The organism is Streptomyces sp. NPDC054841, assembly GCF_053611045.1.
In genome coordinates, this window is the sequence record NZ_JBSGZO010000120.1 from 1 (window position 1) to 20510 (window position 20510).

The following is a 20510-nucleotide window of genomic DNA, read 5'->3' on the forward strand; positions in this document are numbered from 1 at the left end:
ACACCTGGCATCTCGCCCCGGCCACCGCGTAGCGCAAAGGGCCGCCCGGCCTGCGGCCGGACAGCCCCTCAACAAGATTTTCAGCAGCCTTCTAGGCGAGGGCCTCCACCGCCGCGACCGCGAAGCCGTGATCCTGCTGCGGTGCGCCGCCTCCGACGCCGATCGCGCCGACGACGCGGCCGTCGCGGTGGACCGGGACGCCGCCCGCGATGAAGAGGAGCGGGCGGTCCAGGGCCGTCGGGAGGGTGTGGAACAGTCCGCCCGGCTGCACCGCGTCGACGAGGTCCGCGGTGGGGGCGTTCAACTGCAGCGCCGTGAACGCCTTGCGCGTGCTGGTCTCGCCTGCGATGAGCACCGCCCGGTCGTCGCGGCGGAAGGCCAGCAGGTGACCCCCGGCGTCGAGGACGGTGATCGCGACGGTCACGCCGGCCGCTTCGGCTGCCGAGCGGGCGGCCTCCACAAGAGCCTCGGCATCCTGTGTGGTCAGCGGGGCGACGGCGGTGGTGACAGTGGCGGTCATGATGAACTCCTTGGTGCGGTAGGGCTGCAGAGCATTGGTGGGGATGAGAGGCCTGGGCGCTGAGGCTCAGTGACGCGCCGCGGGGACGGACACGGGCTCTGTCACCGCACCGGCGGCCACGACCCGGCTCCCGCGGCGGACGGAAGCGCGCTCCAGGGCGGCCGAGAGGACAGCGAGCCCGAGTGCAGAGGCGGCGAGCAGGGCACCGACCCAGTTCGGGGCGGTGAAGCCGAGGCCGGCCGCGATGACGATGCCGCCGAGCCAGGCAGAGAGCGCATTGCCCAGGTTGAAGGCGCCGATGTTGACGGCCGAGGCCAGCGTCGGAGCACCCGACGCCTGGTCGAGGACCCGCTTCTGCAGCGGCGGCACAGTGGCGAAGCCCAGCGCGCCGACGAGCACGATGGTGACGGCTGCCGCGATCTTGTTGTGCGCGGTGAACGTGAACAGTCCCAGCACGAGGGCGAGAGCACCGAGCGAGACGTACAGCAGCGGCATCAGCGCCCGGTCCGCGAACTTGCCGCCGACCAGGTTGCCGCCGACCATGCCCAGGCCGAACAGGACGAGCAGCCAGGTGACGGAGGAGTCGGCGAAGCCGGCGATCTCGGTCATCATCGGCGTGATGTAGGTGACCGCTGCGAAGACCCCGCCGAAGCCCAGCACGGTCATCGCCATGGCCAGCAGTACCTGCACATTACGGAACGCGGCGAGTTCGTGGCGCAGCCGTACGCCTTCGGGCCTGGGCTGCTCCGGCACCAGCTTCGCGACTCCGGCGAGCCCCAGCACGCCAAGCCCGGCGACGATGAAGAACGTGGCGCGCCAGCCGACGCTCTGCCCGATGAACGTGCCCAGCGGAACACCGACGACGTTCGCGACGGTCAGCCCGGTGAACATCATGGCGATGGCGCCGGCCTTCTTCTCGGGGGCGACCAGGTCGGCCGCGACCACCGAGCCGATGCCGAAGAACGCGCCATGGGCGAGCGAGGCCACCACACGGCCGGCGAGCATCACACCGAAGGCCGGGGCGACGGCGGACAGCACATTGCCCGCGATGAACAGCCCCATCAGCAGCATCAGCATCCGCTTGCGGGAGACCTTGGTCCCGAGGACGGTCATCAGCGGTGCGCCGAGGACGACCCCGAGGGCGTACCCGGTGACCAGGTAGCCGGCGGTGGGGATGGAGACCTGGAAGTCATCGGCGACTTCTGGGAGCAGTCCCATGATCACGAACTCGGTGGTTCCGATACCGAATGCCCCGATGGCCAGGGCGAGGAGCGCGAGCGGCATGGGATTGTCACCTTCCAGAAGATTGCGTCTGCGCCTTACGAGCGTCCACAATAATTGCAGACGCCGATTAATTGCAAACGCGGGCTATTGCATGGGTCGACTATCCTGGGCTCCGGCCACTGCACGGCCCACTGCCCCGGCACTCAAGGCGCTCCTCGACGAAGGAGAGATCGATGACAGCGACTGACCCGGCACTCACCGCCCTCGCCCAGAGCTGGTGCGCCCTCTCCCTGCTGCACGGCAGGATCGAGGCCCGTATCGAGCGGGCCCTCCAGGCCAAGCACGATCTGAGCGTGCGCGAGTACTCGCTCCTCGATGTCCTGAGCCGTCAGCACAACGGCCCGGGCGGCCATCTCCAGATGAAGCAGGTCGCCGACGCCGTCGTGCTCAGCCAGAGCGCCACGACCCGTCTGGTCACCCGGCTCGAGGACCGAGGGCTGCTCAGCCGCTATCTCTGCGACACCGACCGCCGCGGCATCTACACCGATGTCACGGAGGCCGGCCTGAAGCTGCTCTCCGAGGCCCGGCCGACGAACGACAGCGCACTGCGCGCGGCGCTCGACGAAGCCGCGAAGAACCCCGAGCTGGCTCCCCTGGTCAGGACGGTCGAGGAACTGAAGATCCCGACAACCACAGGGGTACCGGCGTAGGCGCCGTACGCCTGCACCTCGTACGCCTGATCCGAGTCGTACGCCTGCACCGATACGGGCGGGCCCTCGACAGCACACCCGCATAGGCTGCGGATCATGAGCGATCTTCAGATACGGCCCGCGTGCCCCGCCGACATCCCCGCGATCGTGGCGATGCTCGCAGACGACCCGCTGGGCACACAGCGCGAGTCGCCGGACGACCTCACTCCGTACACCGCTGCGTTCGAGCGAGTGGCGAAAGATCCGAACCAGCATCTCGTGGTCGCAGAGCGGGACGGCCGAGTCGTCGGCACGCTGCAGCTCACCGTCATCCCCGGCCTCTCGCGGCGCGGCGCCAACCGCTCGATCATCGAAGCGGTACGGATCCACGCCGAGGAACGCGGCAGCGGCCTGGGCACCCAGCTCATCGAATGGGCCGTCGACGAATCCCGGCGCCAGAACTGCCAGTTGGTCCAGCTGACGTCCGACGCCTCCCGCACCGACGCCCACCGCTTCTACGAGCGCCTCGGCTTCGAGGCCTCGCACATCGGCTTCAAGCGCGCGCTCTGACCGGCAGCCGTCCTACGATCCGGCCATGAGCAGCGCCCCGCATCGGATCAGCCCGGCAGAACGCCGTACCCGCCTCGGGCGACGCCATCTCCTGGCGCTCTCCGTGCGCGCCTCCACCGCAGTGGAGGCCGCCGATGCGGTGGTCGCGCTCCACGGCACAGATGCCGCAACCGTACCCCGCTGGGGCACGAACTGACCGCCTGGGCGCCGTGCCTGGCCGGCCCGGGCCAGTTTCACGTGAAACATCGCTCCGGTCTCATGATCCGGGAACCACGGCGCGAGCCCCCAGCCCACGACTTCACGGCCTCATGTCTGCGCCACTCGACTGCTTCAGTGCTTCACAGCTTCAGGCCACGCCAGCCGCTCTCGTCCACCCCACCGGGTACATCGGCCGCAGGGTCGTACGGCTCACGCGTAAAGGCGAAGGAACCCAGATCGAGATGGCTCACCGAGCCATCGGTCCGTCGCACGACGCGCAGCGTCTCCCCCGCGTAGTAGCCATCCAGCCCGGTCCATGTGCCGTCCGGGCAGGCACGGAAGCGCGAGCCGCGGCCGTTCGCCTTCAGCGGGTACAGCTCCAGGCCCCGGTCCGCCACCAGCTTCAGCCCGAAGGCGTACGTGCCCCAGTACCAGGGCCCCGCCAGCTCCAGCAACGCCTCGTCCACTTCCGGCATCGGACGCCACAGCTCGGGGAAGCTCGGCTCCGCCTCGGCCACGATGCGTACGAGATCGGCGGCGACCACGGCGGTGAGCGGCCCCGAGGTGGCGTTGGCCAGCACCACCGCGGCGACGTCTTCCTCCACACACACCCACAGGCAGGCAACGTACCCGGGCAGCGACCCGGTGTGGCCGATGAGCGTGCGTCCGTCCCTCCGTACGACCTGAAGACCGAGCCCGTACCCGCTGTCCCACTCCCCGGTCTCCGGCGGCGCCGACGGTGTCCGCATCTCGCATACGGAGTCTGCTGAGAGCACGCGGTCGTCCCCCTCGGCCAGGAAGCCGGCGAACCGGCAGATGTCGGCGGCGGTCGACCAGAGCTGACCGGCCGGGGCCATCAGCCCGAGATCCTCGGTCGGCTCGGGCATCATCACATCCGCCCAGGGGTGCACGGCCCATCCGCCCGCATGGGGAGCCTGCGGCTGAGTACTCGTACGGCTCATGCCCAGTGGTTCCAGGATCTCGCGCCGGAGCGCTTCGGCCCACGCTTCCCCGCGCACCGCCTCGACCAGCGAACCGAGCAGCGTGTAACCGGGGTTGGAGTAATGGTGCCGACGGCCCACAGGGTGCAGGAGAGGCCTGTCGCCGAGTACATCGCTCAGCTCGGGCCGGAGCGTGCCGGGCGTGCGCTCCCACCACGGCGCGGGACTCTCGGCAACCAGCCCCGCGCTGTGCCCCAGGAGTTGGGCGACGGTGACCTCGCCCACCCCCGTGCCGGGGAGGTGCTTCTCCAGCTGATCACTCAGGTCGAGCAGCCCTTCGTCCCGCAGCCGCAGGACCAGCACGGCGGTGAAGGTCTTCGTGAGGGAGCCGATGCGGTACTGAGTGTCGGCGTCCGGCGCATGGCCGTCCACGCAGCTGCGCGCACCGCTCCAGACGCGATGTCCGCCCCGGGCCACCGCCCCGACGAGAGAGGGGGCGCGCCCTTCGGACTGCGCGGTGGCCACCCGGTGCAGCAGGGCCCGCTCAGTACTGGGCAGAAGCGCTTCGAAAGGTGAGGTCATGCACCAGATCTATCCGAACGGTCCGGCCCGGGTCGACCGGCCCTCCGAGTATCGAAAGGCATCCAGGCCGCACGAACCATCCGCTCTGCGCCCAGGGGCTCTCCTTCACGGATGGCTCGGGCAACCTCCACGAACCGATGTCCCCGGCCGACCACCCGATCCGGAATCACCCGGAGTCACTCCGCAGGCGCCGTGGCCAGCAGCTTCCTCGCCAGGGCACGCGCCACGTAGTCGGCATGCGGGGTCCCGTCGTTGAACGGGTCGGCGGCCGCGACCCGGCGCGGCGACCACGCGAGTCGCTCCACCGCGGGGCGCGCCTGCCGTGGGAGCCGGCCCATCTCGGTCAGCGTCCGCAACGACTCCATCTGGGGCTCGTAGAAGTGCTGAAACCGAGCGAGCTGGTCGGCCGTCGGCCCCACGGTGTCCGTGGTGTCGCCGGTGATCCGCCAGATCGCCGCCGCGGCCGCCGCCTTGGTGTCCCGCGACGGCGACGACAACCGCCGCTCCAGCTCCGGCAGCAGCTCCGCCCCCGCGGGCCCGACCAGGCCGGCCGTACCCAGCCACCGGAGCCAGTGGTGCCCGTTCAGCCCGGCTCGTATGTGATCAACCGCGAGCGAGTGGTCCCCGGTCATCCGCGCGTACGCGAGCGCTGCTCCCACGTCGCCCTCGTGCGCCGCCGCGAGCAGCGCCCGTCGCGCGTCGGGCCCGGCGTCCGGGCCGAGCGCCGCCAGCACGTCCGCCGAGTCCGGTACGGCGCGGACGAGTTCACCGAGACAGCGCACGGCGAGTCGCGGAAAGTGCGCCAGTACCCCGATCCACTCCGCGCGCGGCCGCTCGGCGACCCGCGCGGCCACGGGCTCTGCAACCGCCCCGAAAACCTCAACCGCGGCCGCTACCGCATTCGCTGTCCCGCTGTGCTCCGGCAGTTCGTCCATCAGTCGCAGTACCCGCCCAACAGCGTCCGGCACCCGCAGGCGTACCGCCACGACAGCGGCTGCAGCGCGTATGTCGTCATCGGACGACTCCAGGAAGGGGACGAGCCACGGCATGTGTTCCCCGCCCGCCAGAGCCGACCCGACGCGTGCGATCTCGTACAACTGGTAGGCGTGCTCCGCCTCCTTCACCAGCCAGGGCAGCACGTCCCGTTCGCGGTCCCGCCATCGCTCGGTGATGCCGTGCGCGAGGAACGGCATCCCTCGTGCGACGGCACGCAGCGCGGCATCCGGATCGTCGAGGAGCCGCTCGTCGAGCGGCTGGAAGGGGTCGGGCCATGGCCCCCGACCCAGCGACACCGGCCGGGCCGCGTACGCCTCGACCGCACACTCCACCAGCTGCGCGGGGAACGGAGTTTCAGCCGTGCGCAACAGATCGTTCGCCGCGGCCAGCCGCACCTCGGGCTCCGGGTCGGACAGCAGCGCCCGGCCCCGCTCGGTCCGGGCACCCTCGCTGACATCCAGCAGCCCCAGCGCGGTGACAAGATCCGCCCGCACCTCCGTGTCCTGTTCGCTCGCCAACCGCGCCCGCAGCAACGGCATCAGCGGCAACGCGCCCTCCCCGCACGCCGCGATCAGCCACACCATCGCCCGCCGTACGCCGCGCGCCTCATCCACCACGAGGCCGAGCAGCGAAGGCACCACTTCAGCGATCGCGCGCCGCACCGCCGCGAGGTCATTGCGGTTCCCGTTGCCATCGGCGATCGCACCGATCAGCCACAGCAGCTCCACCCTGTGGCCCGGCCCGTGGAGCGCGAGCCGGCCGAGAAACGGCACGGCAGGCGCTGTGCTCGAATACACCGTCCCCTGATGGCAGAGCGAGGAGACCAGTTCGTCGAGCGCCTCGTCCCGTACGCCTTCCTCCGCGTCCCCCGCCGCCCGCAACAGCTCCGGCACATCGTCCGCTGGCCCGTACGCGTGCGTGAGCCCTGCCCAGTCCACCTCGTCGAGCCGCTCCATCATGGGGCGACCCTACGGGGACGGGCTTGAAGCCCTGCACGGCTGTTGGAGGATCTCGCGGCCATGTCCTTGGGCATCGTCCTGACCAGTGGGTTCCCTGGCTGTCTCAGACCGTGTCGCCGTGCTTGTGTCTCAGCTCCGTGGGCATTCCCGGGGGCACGTCTCGTCTCCCGGACTCAGGGCCTGTCGCCCACCGAAGTGCCGAAGGATTTCAGTCCCCGTAGCCGAGTGCCGGCCCGGGCGGGCCGGCTTCCGGGGGCGGGGGCGTCGCCCGGGCAGGTCCACGGGTGCTTCCACTGCCCCGAGTGACGCCCGACTGCCACAGGTGGGCGCCGGGCGCGCCCCGGCCCGGGGCCTCCTCGGGGGAGACTGTCCGGTCCTCGGCCGTGGCCCGCTCGGCGGGCGCGGCCTGCTGCGCGGGGACCAACCGCTCGGCGGGCGCGGCCTGTTCTGCGGACGAGGACCGCGCCGTCGAGGCGGTTCGCGCCGCAGCCTTCCAGCGTTCCGGTACGGACGACAGCCGCTGTACCGCCTCTCCGTCCCCTTCCCGCGCCTGCGCGACGGCACGCGCCCGGAGCGCGCTCTGCCGGGCGATGGGCGAGAAGCCCGGTGCGGCGTTTCCCGTCTCGGCCGGCAGCGCGCGCAGGCCCATGGTGTTCAGCTCCGCCTGGAGGCCCGTCTCCGGGGCGAACACCTCGCGCGGCAGCTGCCAGGATGCCGCACCGTCCACATCCACCCGGTGCTCCCTGCCGTCCACAGCGAAGGTGAGACCGTAGCCGATGTACTGATCGTCCTTGTCGAAGAGCAGATCCCCCTTGATCTCCCCGCCCCGGTCCCGCACCTCGTCCGCGAGCACCTGCACGGCGGCGGGCAGGGGGTTCGTGCGGCCGAGACTGGCGACATAGCCGTCCGCGTCGACCGTCCTCTGCTCCTTCTCCCCGTCCTTGCCGACCGTGTACGACATCCGGAAGCGGGTCCGCCCGTCCTCCCCCCGGACCGTTTCGATCTCGCCCACGGTCGCGTTGCCGAACTCCAGCCGTCCCTCACCGCCCGGGCCGTACTTCTCCGCCATCGCCCCGAACTGCACCTGGTGCTCGAGCGCTGCCGGCGGGCGACCGCGCCCGACGACCGTGACCCTCGCATCAGGGTTGTTCAGCAGGATGATCTCCGCGTTGGCGACCCCGGTCCCCCCTGATCCGGCGATGATCCAGTGCTGGGCGTCCCGCGCGTCGAACCGGTTCTCGGCGACCTCGTCACCCATGAGCGCCCGCCCCGGGGCCTCCTCGCGCGCGGCCTCCCACTTACGGGTCGCCTCAAGGACGGTGAAACAGTTCTGGACACGGACGGCGGGCTCGCCGTCCGGCCCGGCCTGGAGGGCGTCCTTGAGCGGCGACGCGTCCAGGGCGCCCAGTACGGTCCGGGTGTCCACGCCGCCCCGTTCGGCCCTGGTCAGCCAGTCACGCAACTCTTCCGCACCGGCAACCCCCTGCCCCTCGAGCTCCCGCAGCCGCTCACCGACCAGTCGCAGGGCCTCGCTGCGGCTCTCCACCCCGTCCGGGCCACGGACGGTTCCCGGCACAAGCTCCGCCGGCAGCCCGGTCGCCACACTCGGCGTGCCGTCACAGGCCACCCACAGCGGGGGCTCGCTCTCCGTACCGTCCTTGCCGAACGCACGTATCTCGGTGAGGAGTTCACCGTTCCTGCCGGGCCGAAGCCGCGCGTGCCCGTTCACCACGTCACCCTGGGCGGCCAACTGGTCCTCCCACAGGCGGACCGCCCCGATCGGCACCCGGTGCCGGGGGTCGTCCACGGTCCGGTACGGGTCCGCCCCCATCCACTGCGCCAGGTCCCGGTCCTGGTCCGCCGACTGCACAATCCCTTCGCCGGGGTCCAGATGCCAGCGTCCGACGCCGTCGACCAGCAGCGCTTCCGGATCGCGGCCGCTGAGGCTCGCCCCGCCGCCGATCACCACCGCGCGGAGCGGGAACTCGCCGGCCGCGAGCTGCTCCTGCAGCTTCCGCGTGGTCCGCTCACTGACCTGCTCCCGCCATGCCGCCCACTCCTCGGTGGCCGCGTCCAACTGGTCGCGCGGCAGCGGAAGCCCGTTCTGGTCGTAGCCGGGCATGGGCATGGTGACCTCTCGCCGGCCGATGAACGCCTCGACCTGACGCTCGGCACGCAAAGCCGCGTCACGGGACTCCTGGAGGGCGGTGGCGTCGGCGGGGGCGTCGCGCGTGCCGCCCTCGCCTGGGCGTGGAACGCCTCCCCGTCGCTCATGGCGACGGTCGGTCGGATCCCGTACGGGTCGAGCAGTGCGGAGAACTGCGCACGCGCCTCCGTCTTCTGCTGCTCGGACAGCCCGGTGTCCAGGCTCCGTTCGGCGAGCCAGTTGAGCTCGCCCATGCGCCCCATGTCCGCGGTGGACAACTCATGACGCCCCGGGAGTTCGGCTCCCTCACGGAGAAAGTCTTCCTGCCCGAAGGCCAGGCCCTGCGCGGCTCGCTCGCGCACGGCAAGGAGCTCGCCGAGTTCGTGTGCGAGTACCCGTCCCAGCAGCTCGGTCGGAAGACGGTCGGAGACGCGGATGACGTAGTTCTGCGAGGTCGTGTTCGTCGCCGTGTCGGCGATCGTGCCCGTCTCCAGCGGAACGGCATCGACCCAGATCTTCGCCGGCTCGCCCTGGCTGTCCCGCAGCTCGAAGTACTGACGCCCGTCCTCGGCCCGACCCGTCTGAAGGGAGTCCAGCTTCTCGCCCAGGACAACGGCGGCAACCGCGCCCATGTCCCGCCCCGCAGCTGACACGAGCTCTTCCTGGCACGCGGACGTGTACGGCGGCAGTGTGCTCAGCACCATCCGGGGGTCCGCCGACCTGTCCACGTGATGCCCCTCCCCAGGCTCTGCGCATATGCATATCGCCCAACAGACTTTAGGGTCATGCCATGTTGAGAGCTCGCTCCTCACTCGAAGCGCACCTGTACATGGACCTGCACCCATGCGAGTGCGGGGGCTCCGACTTCGACCGCCGGAACCGCCTGGAGCAGCATGGTGACGACCTCGTCACCGTGTACGAAGGCACATGCCGGAAGTGCGGCCGCAACCGGCTCTTCACCTTCCTGATGGCGGACGAAATCCCACCGCCGCCGCCCGCCTTCGGCGGCCCTCAGCCGTCCCAGGTCATCGATCCCGGTGAGTTCGCGGAGGTCGCGGACCGCGTCTCCCGCCACGCCGGGCTCGAAATGCTCAATTCACCCGAATCCGAGCACCACAAGTATCGCGGCGCGATGGCGTACGCACTGGCCGCCGTCGAAGAGGTCTCCAAGTTCATTCCACCGGGCCAGGACGCCGTCCCCGCATCCGCCTTCACCTCCGCGGCCGGCAAGGCCCGCTACGAGAGGGACCCGGGAAAGTTCCGTCGCGACATTCTCGAGATCGAGATACGCCTCACGCGCAAGGTCCTCGCCGACATCGACGAGGTCAGCACCCCCCCCAGCGGCACTGACCCCAAGGCATGATCGGCCCGACCGGAGGACCGGACATGACCCGTCCTCGCCCGTGCGGAAGGTGACGCGCAGCGCCAAACGCCCGTGCGGCGAAATTTGAGGCCCCCGCGTCGATGGCCTTCACGAGGACACGTTCGCGGCCCCTCAGTCGAGACAGAACTCGTTGCCCTCGATGTCCAGCATCGGGATACACGCTTCATCGCCGTCATACAGCGTTCGCACGTGTACCGCGCCGAGCGGGACCAGGCGTGCGCACTCGGCCTCAAGTGCGGCGAGGCGCTCTTCACCCACGAGTCCGGTGCCGACCCGCACATCAAGATGCAGCCGATTCTTGGCGGCCTTCCCTTCGGGGACGCGCTGGAAGTACAGTCGCGGGCCCACTCCTGAGGGATCTATGCAGGCGAACCACGAATCCCGCTCCTCGGGTGGCTGCGAGCGCTTGAAATCGTCCCAAGTGGCAAACCCCTCCGGTGGCGGCGGCACGACGTACCCCAACACCTCGCACCAGAAACGAGCGAGGCGCTCAGGTTCTGCGCAGTCGAAGGTGACTTGGAACTTCTTGATCGACGCCATCGGTCCACCATAGTGGCGCGTGCTGTTCACCGAGCCCCTGGAGTGTCATCGCCGCTCGGGCCGAGGTCTCGCGTGACATGAGCAGCGCCAAGGGACCAGATCCCCCGGTGAGAAATGGACACGGGACCTGAGAACCTGCATGACCGTGGATCAGGTCTGGGCCATGTCCACGAAGCGCGAGTAGTGGCCCTGGAAGGCGACCGTGATGGTCGCAGTCGGGCCGTTACGGTGCTTGGCCACGATCAGGTCGGCCTCGCCCGCGCGCGGCGACTCCTTCTCGTACGCGTCCTCGCGGTGCAGCAGGATGACCATGTCCGCGTCCTGCTCGATGGAGCCGGATTCACGCAGGTCGGAGACCATCGGCTTCTTGTCCGTACGCTGCTCGGGACCACGGTTCAGCTGAGAAAGCGCGATGACCGGGATCTCCAGCTCCTTGGCGAGCAGCTTGAGGTTACGGGACATGTCCGAGACCTCCTGCTGTCGGCTCTCCGCCCGCTTGGAGCCTCCGGACTGCATCAGCTGCAGATAGTCGATGACGACCAGCTTCAGATCGTTGCGCTGCTTGAGCCGGCGGCACTTGGCGCGGATCTCCATCATCGACAGGTTCGGGGAGTCGTCGATGTACAGCGGAGCCTGGGAGACATCGGGCATCCGGCGGGCCAGCCGGGTCCAGTCCTCATCCGTCATCGTCCCGGAGCGCATATGGTGCAGCGCCACGCGTGCCTCGGCGGACAGCAGACGCATCGCGATCTCGTTGCGGCCCATTTCGAGGGAGAAGATGACGCTGGGCAGATTGTTCTTGATCGAGGCGGCGCGAGCGAAGTCCAGTGCAAGCGTGGACTTACCCATGGCGGGACGGGCCGCGATGACGATCATCTGGCCGGGATGCAGACCGTTGGTGAGCGAGTCGAAGTCGGTGAAGCCGGTGGGCACTCCGGTCATCTCACCGCTGCGCGAACCGATCGCCTCGATCTCGTCGAGCGCGCCCTCCATGATGTCGCCGAGCGGCAGATAGTCCTCGCTGGTCCGCTGCTCGGTGACGGCGTAGATCTCGGCCTGGGCCGAGTTCACGATCTCGTCCACGTCGCCGTCCGCCGCGTATCCCATCTGTGTGATGCGCGTGCCGGCCTCCACGAGGCGGCGCAGCACCGCCCGCTCGTGGACGATCTCCGCGTAGTACGAGGCGTTGGCCGCGGTCGGGACCGACTGGACGAGCGTGTGCAGATACGAGGCACCGCCGACACGGGTGATCTCGCCGCGCTTGGTCAGCTCGGCAGCCACCGTGATGGGGTCGGCGGGCTCACCCTTGGCGTACAGATCGAGGATCGCCTGATAGACGGTCTCGTGCGCGGGCCGGTAGAAGTCATGGCCCTTGATGATCTCGACGACGTCCGCGATGGCGTCCTTGGACAGCAGCATGCCGCCGAGGACGGACTGTTCGGCATCGAGGTCCTGTGGAGGCACCCGCTCGAAGCCGGGTGAGCTGTCGTCCCAGGGGCCGCTTTCCCTGCCCCGCTCGTGCTGCTCCTCGCGGCCGCGGCCACGGCCCTCTCCCCGTCGCGGACGGGAGACGGGCAGACGGTCACCCGGACCGGTATCGGCCCAGGGATCGTCCAGGGGCTCGGGAATGCTCACCGGCCACCTCCTCCCGTCCGCTCCGCGGACCTCGCCATGGCAATCTTTTTACGTCACAGCACTGACAAAACGAGAGGCCCGACTCCGCTCTCTGGCACGTCGGGCGCCGGTCCACGTTAGGGCTGTCGGCACCGTCAGCCAATCTGGTTATCCACAGGCCATGTGGACGACAGACCAGATGCTGTGGAGAACCCCGCAGAACCTGTGCACGGACCGGGGGACAGCACTGTGGACAAAGTCATAGCGGTTCCGCCGCGACGGCTTTGACCTGCGGTTTTTCCGTCCACCGGCTGTGGGGGAGAAAAACTTTCCCGACTGGACCAAGATCAGAACAAACGGCGCACAGCAGAAGCCTCGTCCCACAGTTTGGTAAGGACCACAGATACATTGCATCTCTTACCTGTGGAAGATTAGATTGAGCGTCATGACACAGGCCCCCACGGCACCGAACACCAGCCGACGACGCCATGACCGCGAGATCATCGCGCTGGCCGTCCCCGCCTTCGGAGCCCTCGTCGCCGAGCCGCTCTTCCTGATGGTCGACAGCGCCATCGTCGGCCACCTCGGCACTCCGCAACTTGCCGGACTGGGGGTCGCCGCCGCCCTGCTGACCACGGCGGTGAGCGTCTTCGTCTTTCTCGCCTACGCCACTACGGCGGCGGTCGCGCGCAGGGTCGGCGCCGGCGAACTGGGCGCCGCCATCCGCCAGGGCATGGACGGGATCTGGCTGGCTCTGCTGCTCGGCGCGGCCGTCATCGCGGTCACCTTGCCCATGGCGCCCTGGCTCATCGAGATCTTCGGAGCCTCCGACACCGCTGCTCCCTACGCCACCGCCTATCTCCGAATATCCAGCTTCGGTATCCCCGCGATGCTCGTCGTGATGGCCGCTACCGGTGTACTGCGCGGCCTCCAGGACACCCGTACGCCGCTGTACGTCGCCATCGCCGGCTTCGCCGCCAACGCGGCGCTCAACGCAGGCCTGGTCTATGGCGTGGGACTCGGTATCGCAGGTTCCGCCTGGGGCACCGTCATCGCCCAGTGCGGAATGGCCGGCGCCTATCTCGTCGTGGTCATTCGCGGAGCCCGTCGTCACGGCGCCTCGCTGCGCCCCGACGCCGCAGGCATACGGGCCAGTGCTCAGGCCGGCGTCCCGCTTCTGGTCCGAACGCTCTCCCTGCGCGCCGTCCTGCTGATCGCCACTGCCGTTGCGGCGCGCCTGGGCGACACCGACATCGCCGCGCACCAGATCATTCTCGCCCTCTGGAGCCTCATGGCCTTCGCGCTGGACGCGATCGCCATCGCCGGACAGGCGATCATCGGCCGGTATCTGGGTGCCGACGATCCCCAAGGCGCACGCGAAGCCTGCCGCCGCATGGTGCAGTGGGGCATCGTCTCGGGCCTGGCGCTCGGAGCTTTGATCGTGCTGGCCCGCCCGCTCTTCGTCCCTCTCTTCACCAGCGACCAAGCGGTCCAGAACACCCTGCTGCCGGCCTTGCTCGTGGTCGCGCTCTCCCAGCCTGTCGCCGGCGTGGTCTTCGTACTGGACGGTGTCCTCATGGGCGCCGGAGACGGCCCCTATCTGGCTGGGGCGATGGTGGTGACCCTCGCGGTCTTCGCCCCCGTCGCCCTGCTCGTCCCAGCCCTCGGCGGGGGACTGACCGCGCTCTGGTGGGCGATGGCACTGATGATGACGGTCCGCATGCTGACCCTGTGGCTGCGCACCCGTTCCGGCCGCTGGATCGTCACGGGAGCAACCCGCTGACGAGCGGCTGCTGTGGCTGTTTCACGTGAAACAGCCACCCCCCAACCCGTTTCACGTGAAACAGCGAGAGGGCCGCACCAGGCAGGTGCGGCCCTCTCATGCTCTGCGAGCGGTCGCTCAGGCGGCGACAACCTCGATGCCGAGATTCGCGGCAACCTCGGGGTGCAGACGCACGGACACCTGGTGCGAGCCCAGGGTCTTGATCGGCGAACCGAGCTCGACGCGGCGCTTGTCGACGTCCGGGCCACCGGCGGACTTGATCGCGGAAGCGATGTCAGCCGGAGTCACGGAGCCGAAGAGGCGGCCGGCGTCGCCGGAGCGAACGGCCAGACGCACCTTCACGCCCTCGAGGCGAGCCTTGATCTCGTTGGCCTGCTCGATGGTCGCGATCTCGTGGATCTTGCGGGCGCGGCGGATCTGCTCGACGTCCTTCTCGCCACCCTTGGTCCAGCGGATCGCGAAACCGCGCGGGACCAGGTAGTTGCGAGCGTAGCCGTCCTTGACGTCGACGACGTCACCGGCGGCACCGAGGCCAGAGACCTCGTGGGTGAGGATGATCTTCATTTTTCGGTCACCCTTCCCTTAGCGCGCGGTGGACGTGTAGGGCAGCAGCGCCATCTCACGGCTGTTCTTGACGGCCGTGGCGACGTCACGCTGGTGCTGCGTGCAGTTGCCGGTCACGCGACGGGCACGGATCTTGCCGCGGTCGGAAATGAACTTCCGCAGCATGTTCGTGTCCTTGTAGTCCACGTACGCGGTCTTGTCCTTGCAGAAAGCGCAGACCTTCTTCTTCGGCTTGCGCACAGGCGGCTTCGCCATGGTGTATCTCCTGTGTGATCAAGAAGTGGGGGTACGAGCTGCCCCTGGGACGGATCCCTAGAAGGGGGGCTCGTCCGAGTAGCCGCCGCCGGAGCTTCCGCCCCAGCCGCCACCGCTGCCGCCCTGCTGCTGACCGCCGGCCGGCGCACTGGTGGCCCAGGGGTCGTCGGCGGGAGCACCGCCGCCACCCTGCTGGCCACCGCTGGGACCGCCGCCCCAGTTGCCGCCGCCCTGCTGGCCGCCGCCGTAGCCGCCCTGGCCACCGCGACCGGTGGTCTTGGTGACCTTGGCCGTGGCGTTCTTGAGGCTGGGGCCGACTTCCTCGACGTCCAGCTCGTAGACCGTGCGCTTGACTCCCTCGCGGTCCTCGTAGGACCGCTGCTTCAGCCGGCCCTGCACGACGACACGCATGCCGCGCTGGAGCGACTCGGCGACGTTCTCCGCCGCCTGACGCCAGACCGAGCAGGTGAGGAACAGGCTCTCGCCGTCCTTCCACTCATTGGTCTGACGGTCGAAGGTGCGGGGAGTGGACGCGACGCGGAACTTCGCGACCGCCGCACCGGACGGGGTGAAGCGCAGCTCGGGGTCGTCGACGAGATTGCCGACGACCGTGATGACGGTCTCGCCTGCCATGGGTGAACCTCTCGGCGGGATTGCTGCTGGCTGCTTGCTGCTACTCGAACCCGATGACCTCTGAGCTAGGAGCTCAGTGGGTCTCGGGACGGAGGACCTTGGTCCGGAGGACCGACTCGTTCAGGTTCATCTGGCGGTCGAGCTCCTTGACGACCGCAGGCTCGGCCTGCAGGTCGATGACCGAGTAGATGCCCTCGGGCTTCTTCTTGATCTCGTAAGCGAGACGACGACGGCCCCAGGTGTCGACCTTCTCAACCTTTCCGTTGCCCTCACGGACGACGGAGAGGAAGTTCTCGATCAGCGGGGAGACAGCGCGCTCCTCGAGATCGGGGTCGAGGATGACCATCACCTCGTAGTGACGCATGTGGAACCCACCTCCTTTGGACTCAGCGGCCACGGTCGTTCCGTGGCAGGAGGGTCGTGATGCGTAAGCATCGATGTCTACGAGTAAATCAGGCGCCACTGACAATCGGCCTCGACAAGCGAGGGATCGAGTGCTGGCCTGGGCAGACACCGGTGCAGACCGTACAGAGTACCCGCACACCCGCTTCCTGTTGAAATCCGGCCGCGATGGGCCGCACCCTGTATCCATCGGGTGTGGGCGGCGTCACAGTGCGCCGCCTTTCCGGGAACGCCAGGAGGCGCTTCATGGCACAGACAATGCGATCGAACCCCACCGGCTCTCTCCTCGCCACGGACGGCAAACCTCATCCACTCCAGGACACCCTGACGGTGGTGACCCTGGTCCTGGGTGTCGTGGCCTTTGCGTCCGCCCTGTTCGACGGCCTCCACCTGCTCAGCTCCTGGTCCGGGCTGATCGGAATTTTCACGGGCGCGTACGGCCAGTTCATCTCCGCCACGACCCGTGAACGCTTCCTCTTGATCATCGGACTCGGTGCCTCAGCCTTGGGCTTCTACCTCGGGATGGCACACGGCGGGCTCTTCGGTAGCTTGATCGGCTACTAGCCCTTCGCTCACGGCCACGCGGGGTGTTGCCACGGCCCAGTAGGCTTCGGCGCGAGAGCCGGAGCCCCTGACCCATGGGGACACACCTGCCGAGGAGCACCCCGCATGAGCCTGACCCTGAGGACCATCAACCGAGAGCAGCATCTGGCATACATCCAGAGCCTGCCCGCGGCGAGTCACTGCCAGGTCCCGGCGTGGGCGGATGTCAAGACCGAGTGGCGCTCGGAGAGCCTTGGCTGGTTCGACAAGAGCGGGGAGCTCGTCGGAGTCGGTCTCGTCCTGTACCGCCAGCTGCCCAAGATCAAGCGGTACCTGGCGTATCTGCCCGAGGGCCCGGTGATCAACTGGTACGCCCCGAACCTGGACGACTGGCTGCAGCCGATGCTGGCGCACCTCAAGCACCAGGGCGCCTTCTCCGTGAAGATGGGCCCGCCGGTCGTCATCCGCCGCTGGGACGCGCCTGCGATCAAGGCCGGTATCCAGGACCCGGATGTGAAGCGTCTGCGTGACGTCGAAGCCACCCACATCGAACCGCGTGCCTTCGAGGTCGCGGACCGGCTGCGCAAGATGGGCTGGCAGCAGGGCGAGGACGGCGGCGCCGGCTTCGGTGACGTACAGCCCCGGTACGTCTACCAGGTGCCCCTGGCCAACCGGTCGCTCGACGATGTCCTCAAGGGCTTCAACCAGCTGTGGCGACGCAACATCAAGAAGGCCGAGAAGGCCGGCGTCGAGGTCGTCCAGGGCGGCTACGACGACCTCGCCGAGTGGCAGCGGCTGTACGAGATCACAGCCGAGCGCGACCGCTTCCGGCCCCGCCCGCTTTCGTACTTCCAGCGCATGTGGACGGTGCTGAACAGCGAGGACCCGAACCGCATGCGTCTCTACTTCGCGCGGCACAACGGGGTGAACCTGTCTGCGGCGACGATGCTCGTCGTCGGCGGGCACGTCTGGTACTCGTACGGCGCTTCCGACAACATCGGCCGCGAGTTCCGACCCTCGAACGCGATGCAGTGGCGGATGCTCCGCGACGCCTACGCCATGGGTGCCACCGTCTACGACCTGCGCGGTATCAGCGACTCGCTCGACGAGACCGACCACCTCTTCGGCCTGATCCAGTTCAAGGTCGGCACCGGCGGAGAGGCCGTCGAATACGTCGGCGAGTGGGACTTCCCGCTCAACAAGCTCCTGCACAAGGCGCTCGACATCTACATGTCGCGCCGCTGATCCTTCCGTAACCTCGCTCATATCTCTGATACACCGCTGCCACCAGAAAGGTTCCGGTCCGGCCATGGCGCTCTCCCTCTACGTAGACACCGCACGCTGGCGGGCGCACCAGAAGTCCGTGATCGACCAGTTCCCGGGCCTCGTCCCGGTCTGCAAGGGCAACGGCTACGGGTTCGGTCATGAGCGCCTCGCCGAAGAAACGACGCGCTTCGGCTCGGACATGCTCGCCGTGGGCACGACCTATGAAGCGGCCCGGATAAAGGACTGGTTCAGCGGCGACCTCCTCGTCCTCACCCCGTTCCGGCGAGGCGAGGAACCGGTTCCGCTGCCGGACCGGGTCGTCCGCTCGGTCTCCTCGGTCGACGGTGTGCACGCCCTGGTCGGCGCGCGCGTCGTCATCGAGTGCATGAGCTCCATGAAGCGTCACGGTGTCTCCGAGCAGGAACTGGGCCAGCTGAACACAGCGATCGAGGACGTACGCCTCGAGGGCTTCGCCCTGCATCTGCCGCTGGACCGCACGGACGGCTCCGACGCGGTCGAGGAGGTCATCGTCTGGATGGACCGGCTGCGCGCCGCGCGGCTGCCCCTGCACACCATGTTTGTGAGCCATCTGCGCGCCGAGGAACTGGCGCGGCTCCAGCAGCAGTTCCCGCAGACCCGCTTCCGTGCGCGGATCGGCACGCGGCTGTGGCTCGGTGACCACGAAGCGACCGAGTACCGGGGCTCTGTCCTCGACGTCACCCGCGTCGCCAAGGGCGACCGTTTCGGCTACCGCCAGCAGAAGGCCGCTTCGGACGGCTGGCTGGTGGTCGTCGCAGGCGGCACGTCCCACGGGGTCGGCCTGGAGGCGCCGAAGGCCCTGCACGGCGTCATGCCGCGCGCCAAGGGCGTCGCCCGCGCGGGTCTGGCGACCGTCAACCGCAACCTGTCGCCGTTCGTCTGGGCAGGCAAGCAGCGCTGGTTCGCCGAGCCGCCGCACATGCAGGTGTCGATCCTCTTCGTACCGGCGGACTCGCAGGAGCCGAAGGTCGGCGATGAGCTGGTCGCCCATCTGCGCCACACGACCACGCAGTTCGACCGCCTGGTCGACCGCTAGGCCTGTCCACGGGGCCCGGCCCGCCCGCCGGCCCCGCGCAGCGCGCGCCGCGGCTAGCCTCCCGCGGTCCCTGTGGTTCCCCACTCCACCCGCGGCCCCTCAACCGCGTGCGCGGCGTGCCGCGGTGGATGCGCCGCCTGGCCGAGCACGAACACGTCCTGTGCCCTGTCCAGCACCCCGCCGGACGGGTCGTCGGTTCCGTCCTGCCGTACGACGTCACGCTCCGGCATCAGGATGTCCCGTACGACCACGGCGCACAGGTAGAGCGTCCCCAGCAGATGCACGGCGATCGCCAGCTGGTAGCCCTCCGTGGGCAGGCCTTGGTGTTTGTCGCCGCTTGTCGTGTACGCGAGGTACGTCCAGATCCCCAGGAAGTACATGACCTCGCAGGCCTGCCAGATCAGGAAGTCCCGCCAGCGTGGCCTGGCCAGCGCGGCGAGAGGGATCAGCCACAACACGTACTGCGGCGAGTAGACCTTGTTGGTGAGGATGAACGCCGCCACGACCAGGAAGGCGAGCTGCGCGAACCGCGGCCGGCGCGGTGCGGTGAGCGCCAGCGCTGCGAGACCTGCGCAAGCCAGCAGCATCAGCAGCGTCGCGTACGTGTTGACCGTGTCGACGTCGAGCGGCTCGCCCGTGCGCTGGGTGATGATCAGCCAGAAGGAGCCGAAGTCGACCTGCCGCTCCTGGCTGAAGGTGTAGAACTTCTTCCACCCCTCGGGGGCGAGCAGCATCACCGGCAGGTTCACGATCAGCCAGGAGCCCGCCGCACCCAGCAGGGCTGCCCCGTACGCCCGGTATTTGCCCGCCCTCCAGCACAGCACCAGGAGAGGCCCGAGCAACAGGACCGGATAGAGCTTGGCGGCGGTCGCGAGTCCGATGAGGATGCCGAAGGCCAGGGACCGTCCACGTGACCACATGAGCATCGCCGCCGCCGTGAGGGCCACGGCCAGCAGATCCCAGTTGATGGTGGCGGTGAGCGCGAACGCGGGCGCGAGCGCGACCAGTAGCCCGTCCCAGGGCCTGCGGCGGTGCGTGCGGGCAACGCACACGGCGATGACGGCGGTGCAGATCAGCAGCATGCCCGCATTGACCATCCAGTACATCTGCTCGCGGTGCTGGATGGACCCGCCGGATGGCGTCAGCCAGGCGGCGGCCTGCATGAACAGCCCTGTCAGAACGGGGTATTCGAGATACTCCATGTCGCCGCTCAGCCGGTCGAAGTACGGAACCTGACCGTCGGCGAAGCCCCGCCCGAGGAAGAGGTGCGGGATGTCCGAGTAGCAGGCGTGCGTGTACTGCGAGCTCGTGCCACGGAACCACGCCCAGTCGTAGCAGGGGATCTTCTGCACCATGCCGAGCGCGAACATCCCGATCGCCACCAGGGCGACGACCCGCACAGGCGTGAACCAGCCGCTGCCGACCCACGCCCAACGGCCCACGGGACCACCGATCAGCTCACTGCCGGCCGCCGCGACCTCGTCCCGCTGCGTGGGACATACCAGCGGCTGGTCCTTCTGCACGATCGTCTTCTGTGGGCTCGGCATGGAGCACATCCTGCCGTACGGGGCTGTGGACGCGTACGGCCTGTGGACAACGGCGAGGGCCGCCGCACCGGAATCGACG

Annotated in this window: 21 protein-coding genes; 9 read left to right on the forward strand and 12 right to left on the reverse strand. The window is 68.9% G+C overall.

The window, feature by feature from the left end:
- Positions 1–91 precede the first annotated feature (91 nt).
- A complete protein-coding gene (locus ACWGI8_RS18025) occupies positions 92–520 on the reverse strand; it encodes a GlcG/HbpS family heme-binding protein (RefSeq protein ID WP_453662004.1) in 429 nt (142 codons plus the stop codon).
- Positions 521–586: 66 nt separating this feature from the next.
- Entirely contained in the window at positions 587–1804 is a 1218-nt protein-coding gene (locus ACWGI8_RS18030; RefSeq protein WP_453662006.1) for an MFS transporter, read from the reverse strand.
- Positions 1805–1977: 173 nt separating this feature from the next.
- On the opposite strand from ACWGI8_RS18030, the gene ACWGI8_RS18035 reads away from it, so the two are divergent.
- The 3 genes from ACWGI8_RS18035 (at position 1978) to ACWGI8_RS18045 (ending at position 3199) form a co-directional block, all read left to right on the forward strand.
- Complete coding sequence (locus ACWGI8_RS18035; RefSeq protein WP_453662008.1) at positions 1978–2454, forward strand: MarR family winged helix-turn-helix transcriptional regulator; 477 nt, start codon at positions 1978–1980, stop codon at positions 2452–2454.
- A gap of 96 nt (positions 2455–2550) precedes the next feature.
- Positions 2551–3003, forward strand: a complete 453-nt coding sequence (locus ACWGI8_RS18040) for an N-acetyltransferase family protein (RefSeq protein ID WP_453662010.1) — start codon at positions 2551–2553, stop codon at positions 3001–3003.
- A gap of 25 nt (positions 3004–3028) precedes the next feature.
- Entirely contained in the window at positions 3029–3199 is a 171-nt protein-coding gene (locus tag ACWGI8_RS18045) for a hypothetical protein (protein WP_453662011.1), read from the forward strand.
- A gap of 142 nt (positions 3200–3341) precedes the next feature.
- Here the strand turns inward: ACWGI8_RS18045 and ACWGI8_RS18050 are convergent, their stop codons facing one another.
- The 3 genes from ACWGI8_RS18050 to ACWGI8_RS18060 all read right to left on the reverse strand — a co-directional run bounded on the left by ACWGI8_RS18050 (position 3342) and on the right by ACWGI8_RS18060 (position 8858).
- Positions 3342–4724, reverse strand: a complete 1383-nt coding sequence (locus tag ACWGI8_RS18050) for a serine hydrolase domain-containing protein (protein ID WP_453662012.1) — start codon at positions 4722–4724, stop codon at positions 3342–3344.
- A 176-nt stretch (positions 4725–4900) separates the two neighbouring features.
- On the reverse strand, positions 4901–6679 hold the full coding sequence (locus tag ACWGI8_RS18055; RefSeq protein ID WP_453662014.1) for a hypothetical protein: 1779 nt from the start codon (positions 6677–6679) through the stop codon (positions 4901–4903).
- 208 nt (positions 6680–6887) lie between these two features.
- On the reverse strand, positions 6888–8858 hold the full coding sequence (locus ACWGI8_RS18060) for a hypothetical protein (RefSeq protein WP_453662016.1): 1971 nt from the start codon (positions 8856–8858) through the stop codon (positions 6888–6890).
- Between the two features lie 248 nt (positions 8859–9106).
- Between ACWGI8_RS18060 and ACWGI8_RS18065 the strand changes: the two genes are divergently transcribed.
- Both ACWGI8_RS18065 and ACWGI8_RS18070 read left to right on the forward strand, forming a co-directional pair.
- Complete coding sequence (locus tag ACWGI8_RS18065) at positions 9107–9475, forward strand: hypothetical protein (RefSeq protein WP_453662017.1); 369 nt, start codon at positions 9107–9109, stop codon at positions 9473–9475.
- A 140-nt stretch (positions 9476–9615) separates the two neighbouring features.
- Positions 9616–10188 carry a hypothetical protein gene (locus tag ACWGI8_RS18070; protein WP_453662018.1) on the forward strand — a complete coding sequence of 191 codons (573 nt, stop codon included), beginning with the start codon at positions 9616–9618 and terminating at the stop codon, positions 10186–10188.
- Positions 10189–10320: 132 nt separating this feature from the next.
- On the opposite strand, the gene ACWGI8_RS18075 is transcribed toward ACWGI8_RS18070, so the two are convergent.
- The gene (locus tag ACWGI8_RS18075) at positions 10321–10749 is read right to left on the reverse strand and encodes a VOC family protein (RefSeq protein ID WP_453662019.1); all 429 of its coding nucleotides are present in this window, start codon (positions 10747–10749) and stop codon (positions 10321–10323) included.
- A gap of 150 nt (positions 10750–10899) precedes the next feature.
- A complete protein-coding gene (gene dnaB, locus ACWGI8_RS18080; RefSeq protein ID WP_453662021.1) occupies positions 10900–12384 on the reverse strand; it encodes a replicative DNA helicase in 1485 nt (494 codons plus the stop codon).
- Between the two features lie 424 nt (positions 12385–12808).
- Between dnaB and ACWGI8_RS18085 the strand changes: the two genes are divergently transcribed.
- Positions 12809–14146: an MATE family efflux transporter gene (locus tag ACWGI8_RS18085; RefSeq protein ID WP_453662023.1), complete on the forward strand. Its 1338-nt coding sequence runs from the start codon at positions 12809–12811 to the stop codon at positions 14144–14146.
- 117 nt (positions 14147–14263) lie between these two features.
- On the opposite strand, the gene rplI is transcribed toward ACWGI8_RS18085, so the two are convergent.
- The 4 genes from rplI to rpsF form a co-directional block, all read right to left on the reverse strand.
- The gene (gene rplI, locus ACWGI8_RS18090) at positions 14264–14710 is read right to left on the reverse strand and encodes a 50S ribosomal protein L9 (protein ID WP_453662024.1); all 447 of its coding nucleotides are present in this window, start codon (positions 14708–14710) and stop codon (positions 14264–14266) included.
- Between the two features lie 18 nt (positions 14711–14728).
- Positions 14729–14965, reverse strand: a complete 237-nt coding sequence (gene rpsR, locus ACWGI8_RS18095) for a 30S ribosomal protein S18 (RefSeq protein ID WP_005315025.1) — start codon at positions 14963–14965, stop codon at positions 14729–14731.
- A gap of 57 nt (positions 14966–15022) precedes the next feature.
- Positions 15023–15598 carry a single-stranded DNA-binding protein gene (locus ACWGI8_RS18100; protein WP_453662025.1) on the reverse strand — a complete coding sequence of 192 codons (576 nt, stop codon included), beginning with the start codon at positions 15596–15598 and terminating at the stop codon, positions 15023–15025.
- A gap of 73 nt (positions 15599–15671) precedes the next feature.
- Positions 15672–15962 carry a 30S ribosomal protein S6 gene (gene rpsF, locus ACWGI8_RS18105; protein ID WP_004950685.1) on the reverse strand — a complete coding sequence of 97 codons (291 nt, stop codon included), beginning with the start codon at positions 15960–15962 and terminating at the stop codon, positions 15672–15674.
- A 284-nt stretch (positions 15963–16246) separates the two neighbouring features.
- Here rpsF and ACWGI8_RS18110 point away from each other — a divergent pair, with 284 nt between their 5' ends.
- From ACWGI8_RS18110 to ACWGI8_RS18120, 3 genes are all read left to right on the forward strand, one after another.
- Positions 16247–16564, forward strand: a complete 318-nt coding sequence (locus ACWGI8_RS18110; protein WP_453662027.1) for a hypothetical protein — start codon at positions 16247–16249, stop codon at positions 16562–16564.
- Positions 16565–16669: 105 nt separating this feature from the next.
- Complete coding sequence (locus tag ACWGI8_RS18115; protein ID WP_453662029.1) at positions 16670–17788, forward strand: lipid II:glycine glycyltransferase FemX; 1119 nt, start codon at positions 16670–16672, stop codon at positions 17786–17788.
- A gap of 64 nt (positions 17789–17852) precedes the next feature.
- Positions 17853–18884, forward strand: a complete 1032-nt coding sequence (locus ACWGI8_RS18120; RefSeq protein WP_453662030.1) for an alanine racemase — start codon at positions 17853–17855, stop codon at positions 18882–18884.
- A 53-nt stretch (positions 18885–18937) separates the two neighbouring features.
- On the opposite strand, the gene ACWGI8_RS18125 is transcribed toward ACWGI8_RS18120, so the two are convergent.
- Positions 18938–20431 (reverse strand): glycosyltransferase family 87 protein, encoded by a 1494-nt coding sequence (locus ACWGI8_RS18125; protein WP_453662032.1) that lies wholly within the window; start codon positions 20429–20431, stop codon positions 18938–18940.
- Positions 20432–20510 lie beyond the last annotated feature (79 nt).

Excerpts from the sequence above, each read along its gene's own strand:
- ACWGI8_RS18025 (WP_453662004.1), bottom strand. The coding sequence starts at position 520 with ATGACCGCCACTGTCACCACCGCCGTCGCCCCGCTGACCACACAGGAT.
- ACWGI8_RS18030 (WP_453662006.1), bottom strand. The coding sequence starts at position 1,804 with ATGCCGCTCGCGCTCCTCGCCCTGGCCATCGGGGCATTCGGTATCGGA.
- ACWGI8_RS18035 (WP_453662008.1), top strand. The coding sequence starts at position 1,978 with ATGACAGCGACTGACCCGGCACTCACCGCCCTCGCCCAGAGCTGGTGC.
- ACWGI8_RS18040 (WP_453662010.1), top strand. The coding sequence starts at position 2,551 with ATGAGCGATCTTCAGATACGGCCCGCGTGCCCCGCCGACATCCCCGCG.
- ACWGI8_RS18045 (WP_453662011.1), top strand. The coding sequence starts at position 3,029 with ATGAGCAGCGCCCCGCATCGGATCAGCCCGGCAGAACGCCGTACCCGC.
- ACWGI8_RS18050 (WP_453662012.1), bottom strand. The coding sequence starts at position 4,724 with ATGACCTCACCTTTCGAAGCGCTTCTGCCCAGTACTGAGCGGGCCCTG.
- ACWGI8_RS18055 (WP_453662014.1), bottom strand. The coding sequence starts at position 6,679 with ATGATGGAGCGGCTCGACGAGGTGGACTGGGCAGGGCTCACGCACGCG.
- ACWGI8_RS18065 (WP_453662017.1), top strand. The coding sequence starts at position 9,107 with ATGACGCCCCGGGAGTTCGGCTCCCTCACGGAGAAAGTCTTCCTGCCC.
- ACWGI8_RS18070 (WP_453662018.1), top strand. The coding sequence starts at position 9,616 with ATGTTGAGAGCTCGCTCCTCACTCGAAGCGCACCTGTACATGGACCTG.
- ACWGI8_RS18075 (WP_453662019.1), bottom strand. The coding sequence starts at position 10,749 with ATGGCGTCGATCAAGAAGTTCCAAGTCACCTTCGACTGCGCAGAACCT.
- ACWGI8_RS18085 (WP_453662023.1), top strand. The coding sequence starts at position 12,809 with ATGACACAGGCCCCCACGGCACCGAACACCAGCCGACGACGCCATGAC.
- rplI (WP_453662024.1), bottom strand. The coding sequence starts at position 14,710 with ATGAAGATCATCCTCACCCACGAGGTCTCTGGCCTCGGTGCCGCCGGT.
- rpsR (WP_005315025.1), bottom strand. The coding sequence starts at position 14,965 with ATGGCGAAGCCGCCTGTGCGCAAGCCGAAGAAGAAGGTCTGCGCTTTC.
- ACWGI8_RS18100 (WP_453662025.1), bottom strand. The coding sequence starts at position 15,598 with ATGGCAGGCGAGACCGTCATCACGGTCGTCGGCAATCTCGTCGACGAC.
- rpsF (WP_004950685.1), bottom strand. The coding sequence starts at position 15,962 with ATGCGTCACTACGAGGTGATGGTCATCCTCGACCCCGATCTCGAGGAG.
- ACWGI8_RS18110 (WP_453662027.1), top strand. The coding sequence starts at position 16,247 with ATGGCACAGACAATGCGATCGAACCCCACCGGCTCTCTCCTCGCCACG.
- ACWGI8_RS18115 (WP_453662029.1), top strand. The coding sequence starts at position 16,670 with ATGAGCCTGACCCTGAGGACCATCAACCGAGAGCAGCATCTGGCATAC.
- ACWGI8_RS18120 (WP_453662030.1), top strand. The coding sequence starts at position 17,853 with ATGGCGCTCTCCCTCTACGTAGACACCGCACGCTGGCGGGCGCACCAG.
- ACWGI8_RS18125 (WP_453662032.1), bottom strand. The coding sequence starts at position 20,431 with ATGCCGAGCCCACAGAAGACGATCGTGCAGAAGGACCAGCCGCTGGTA.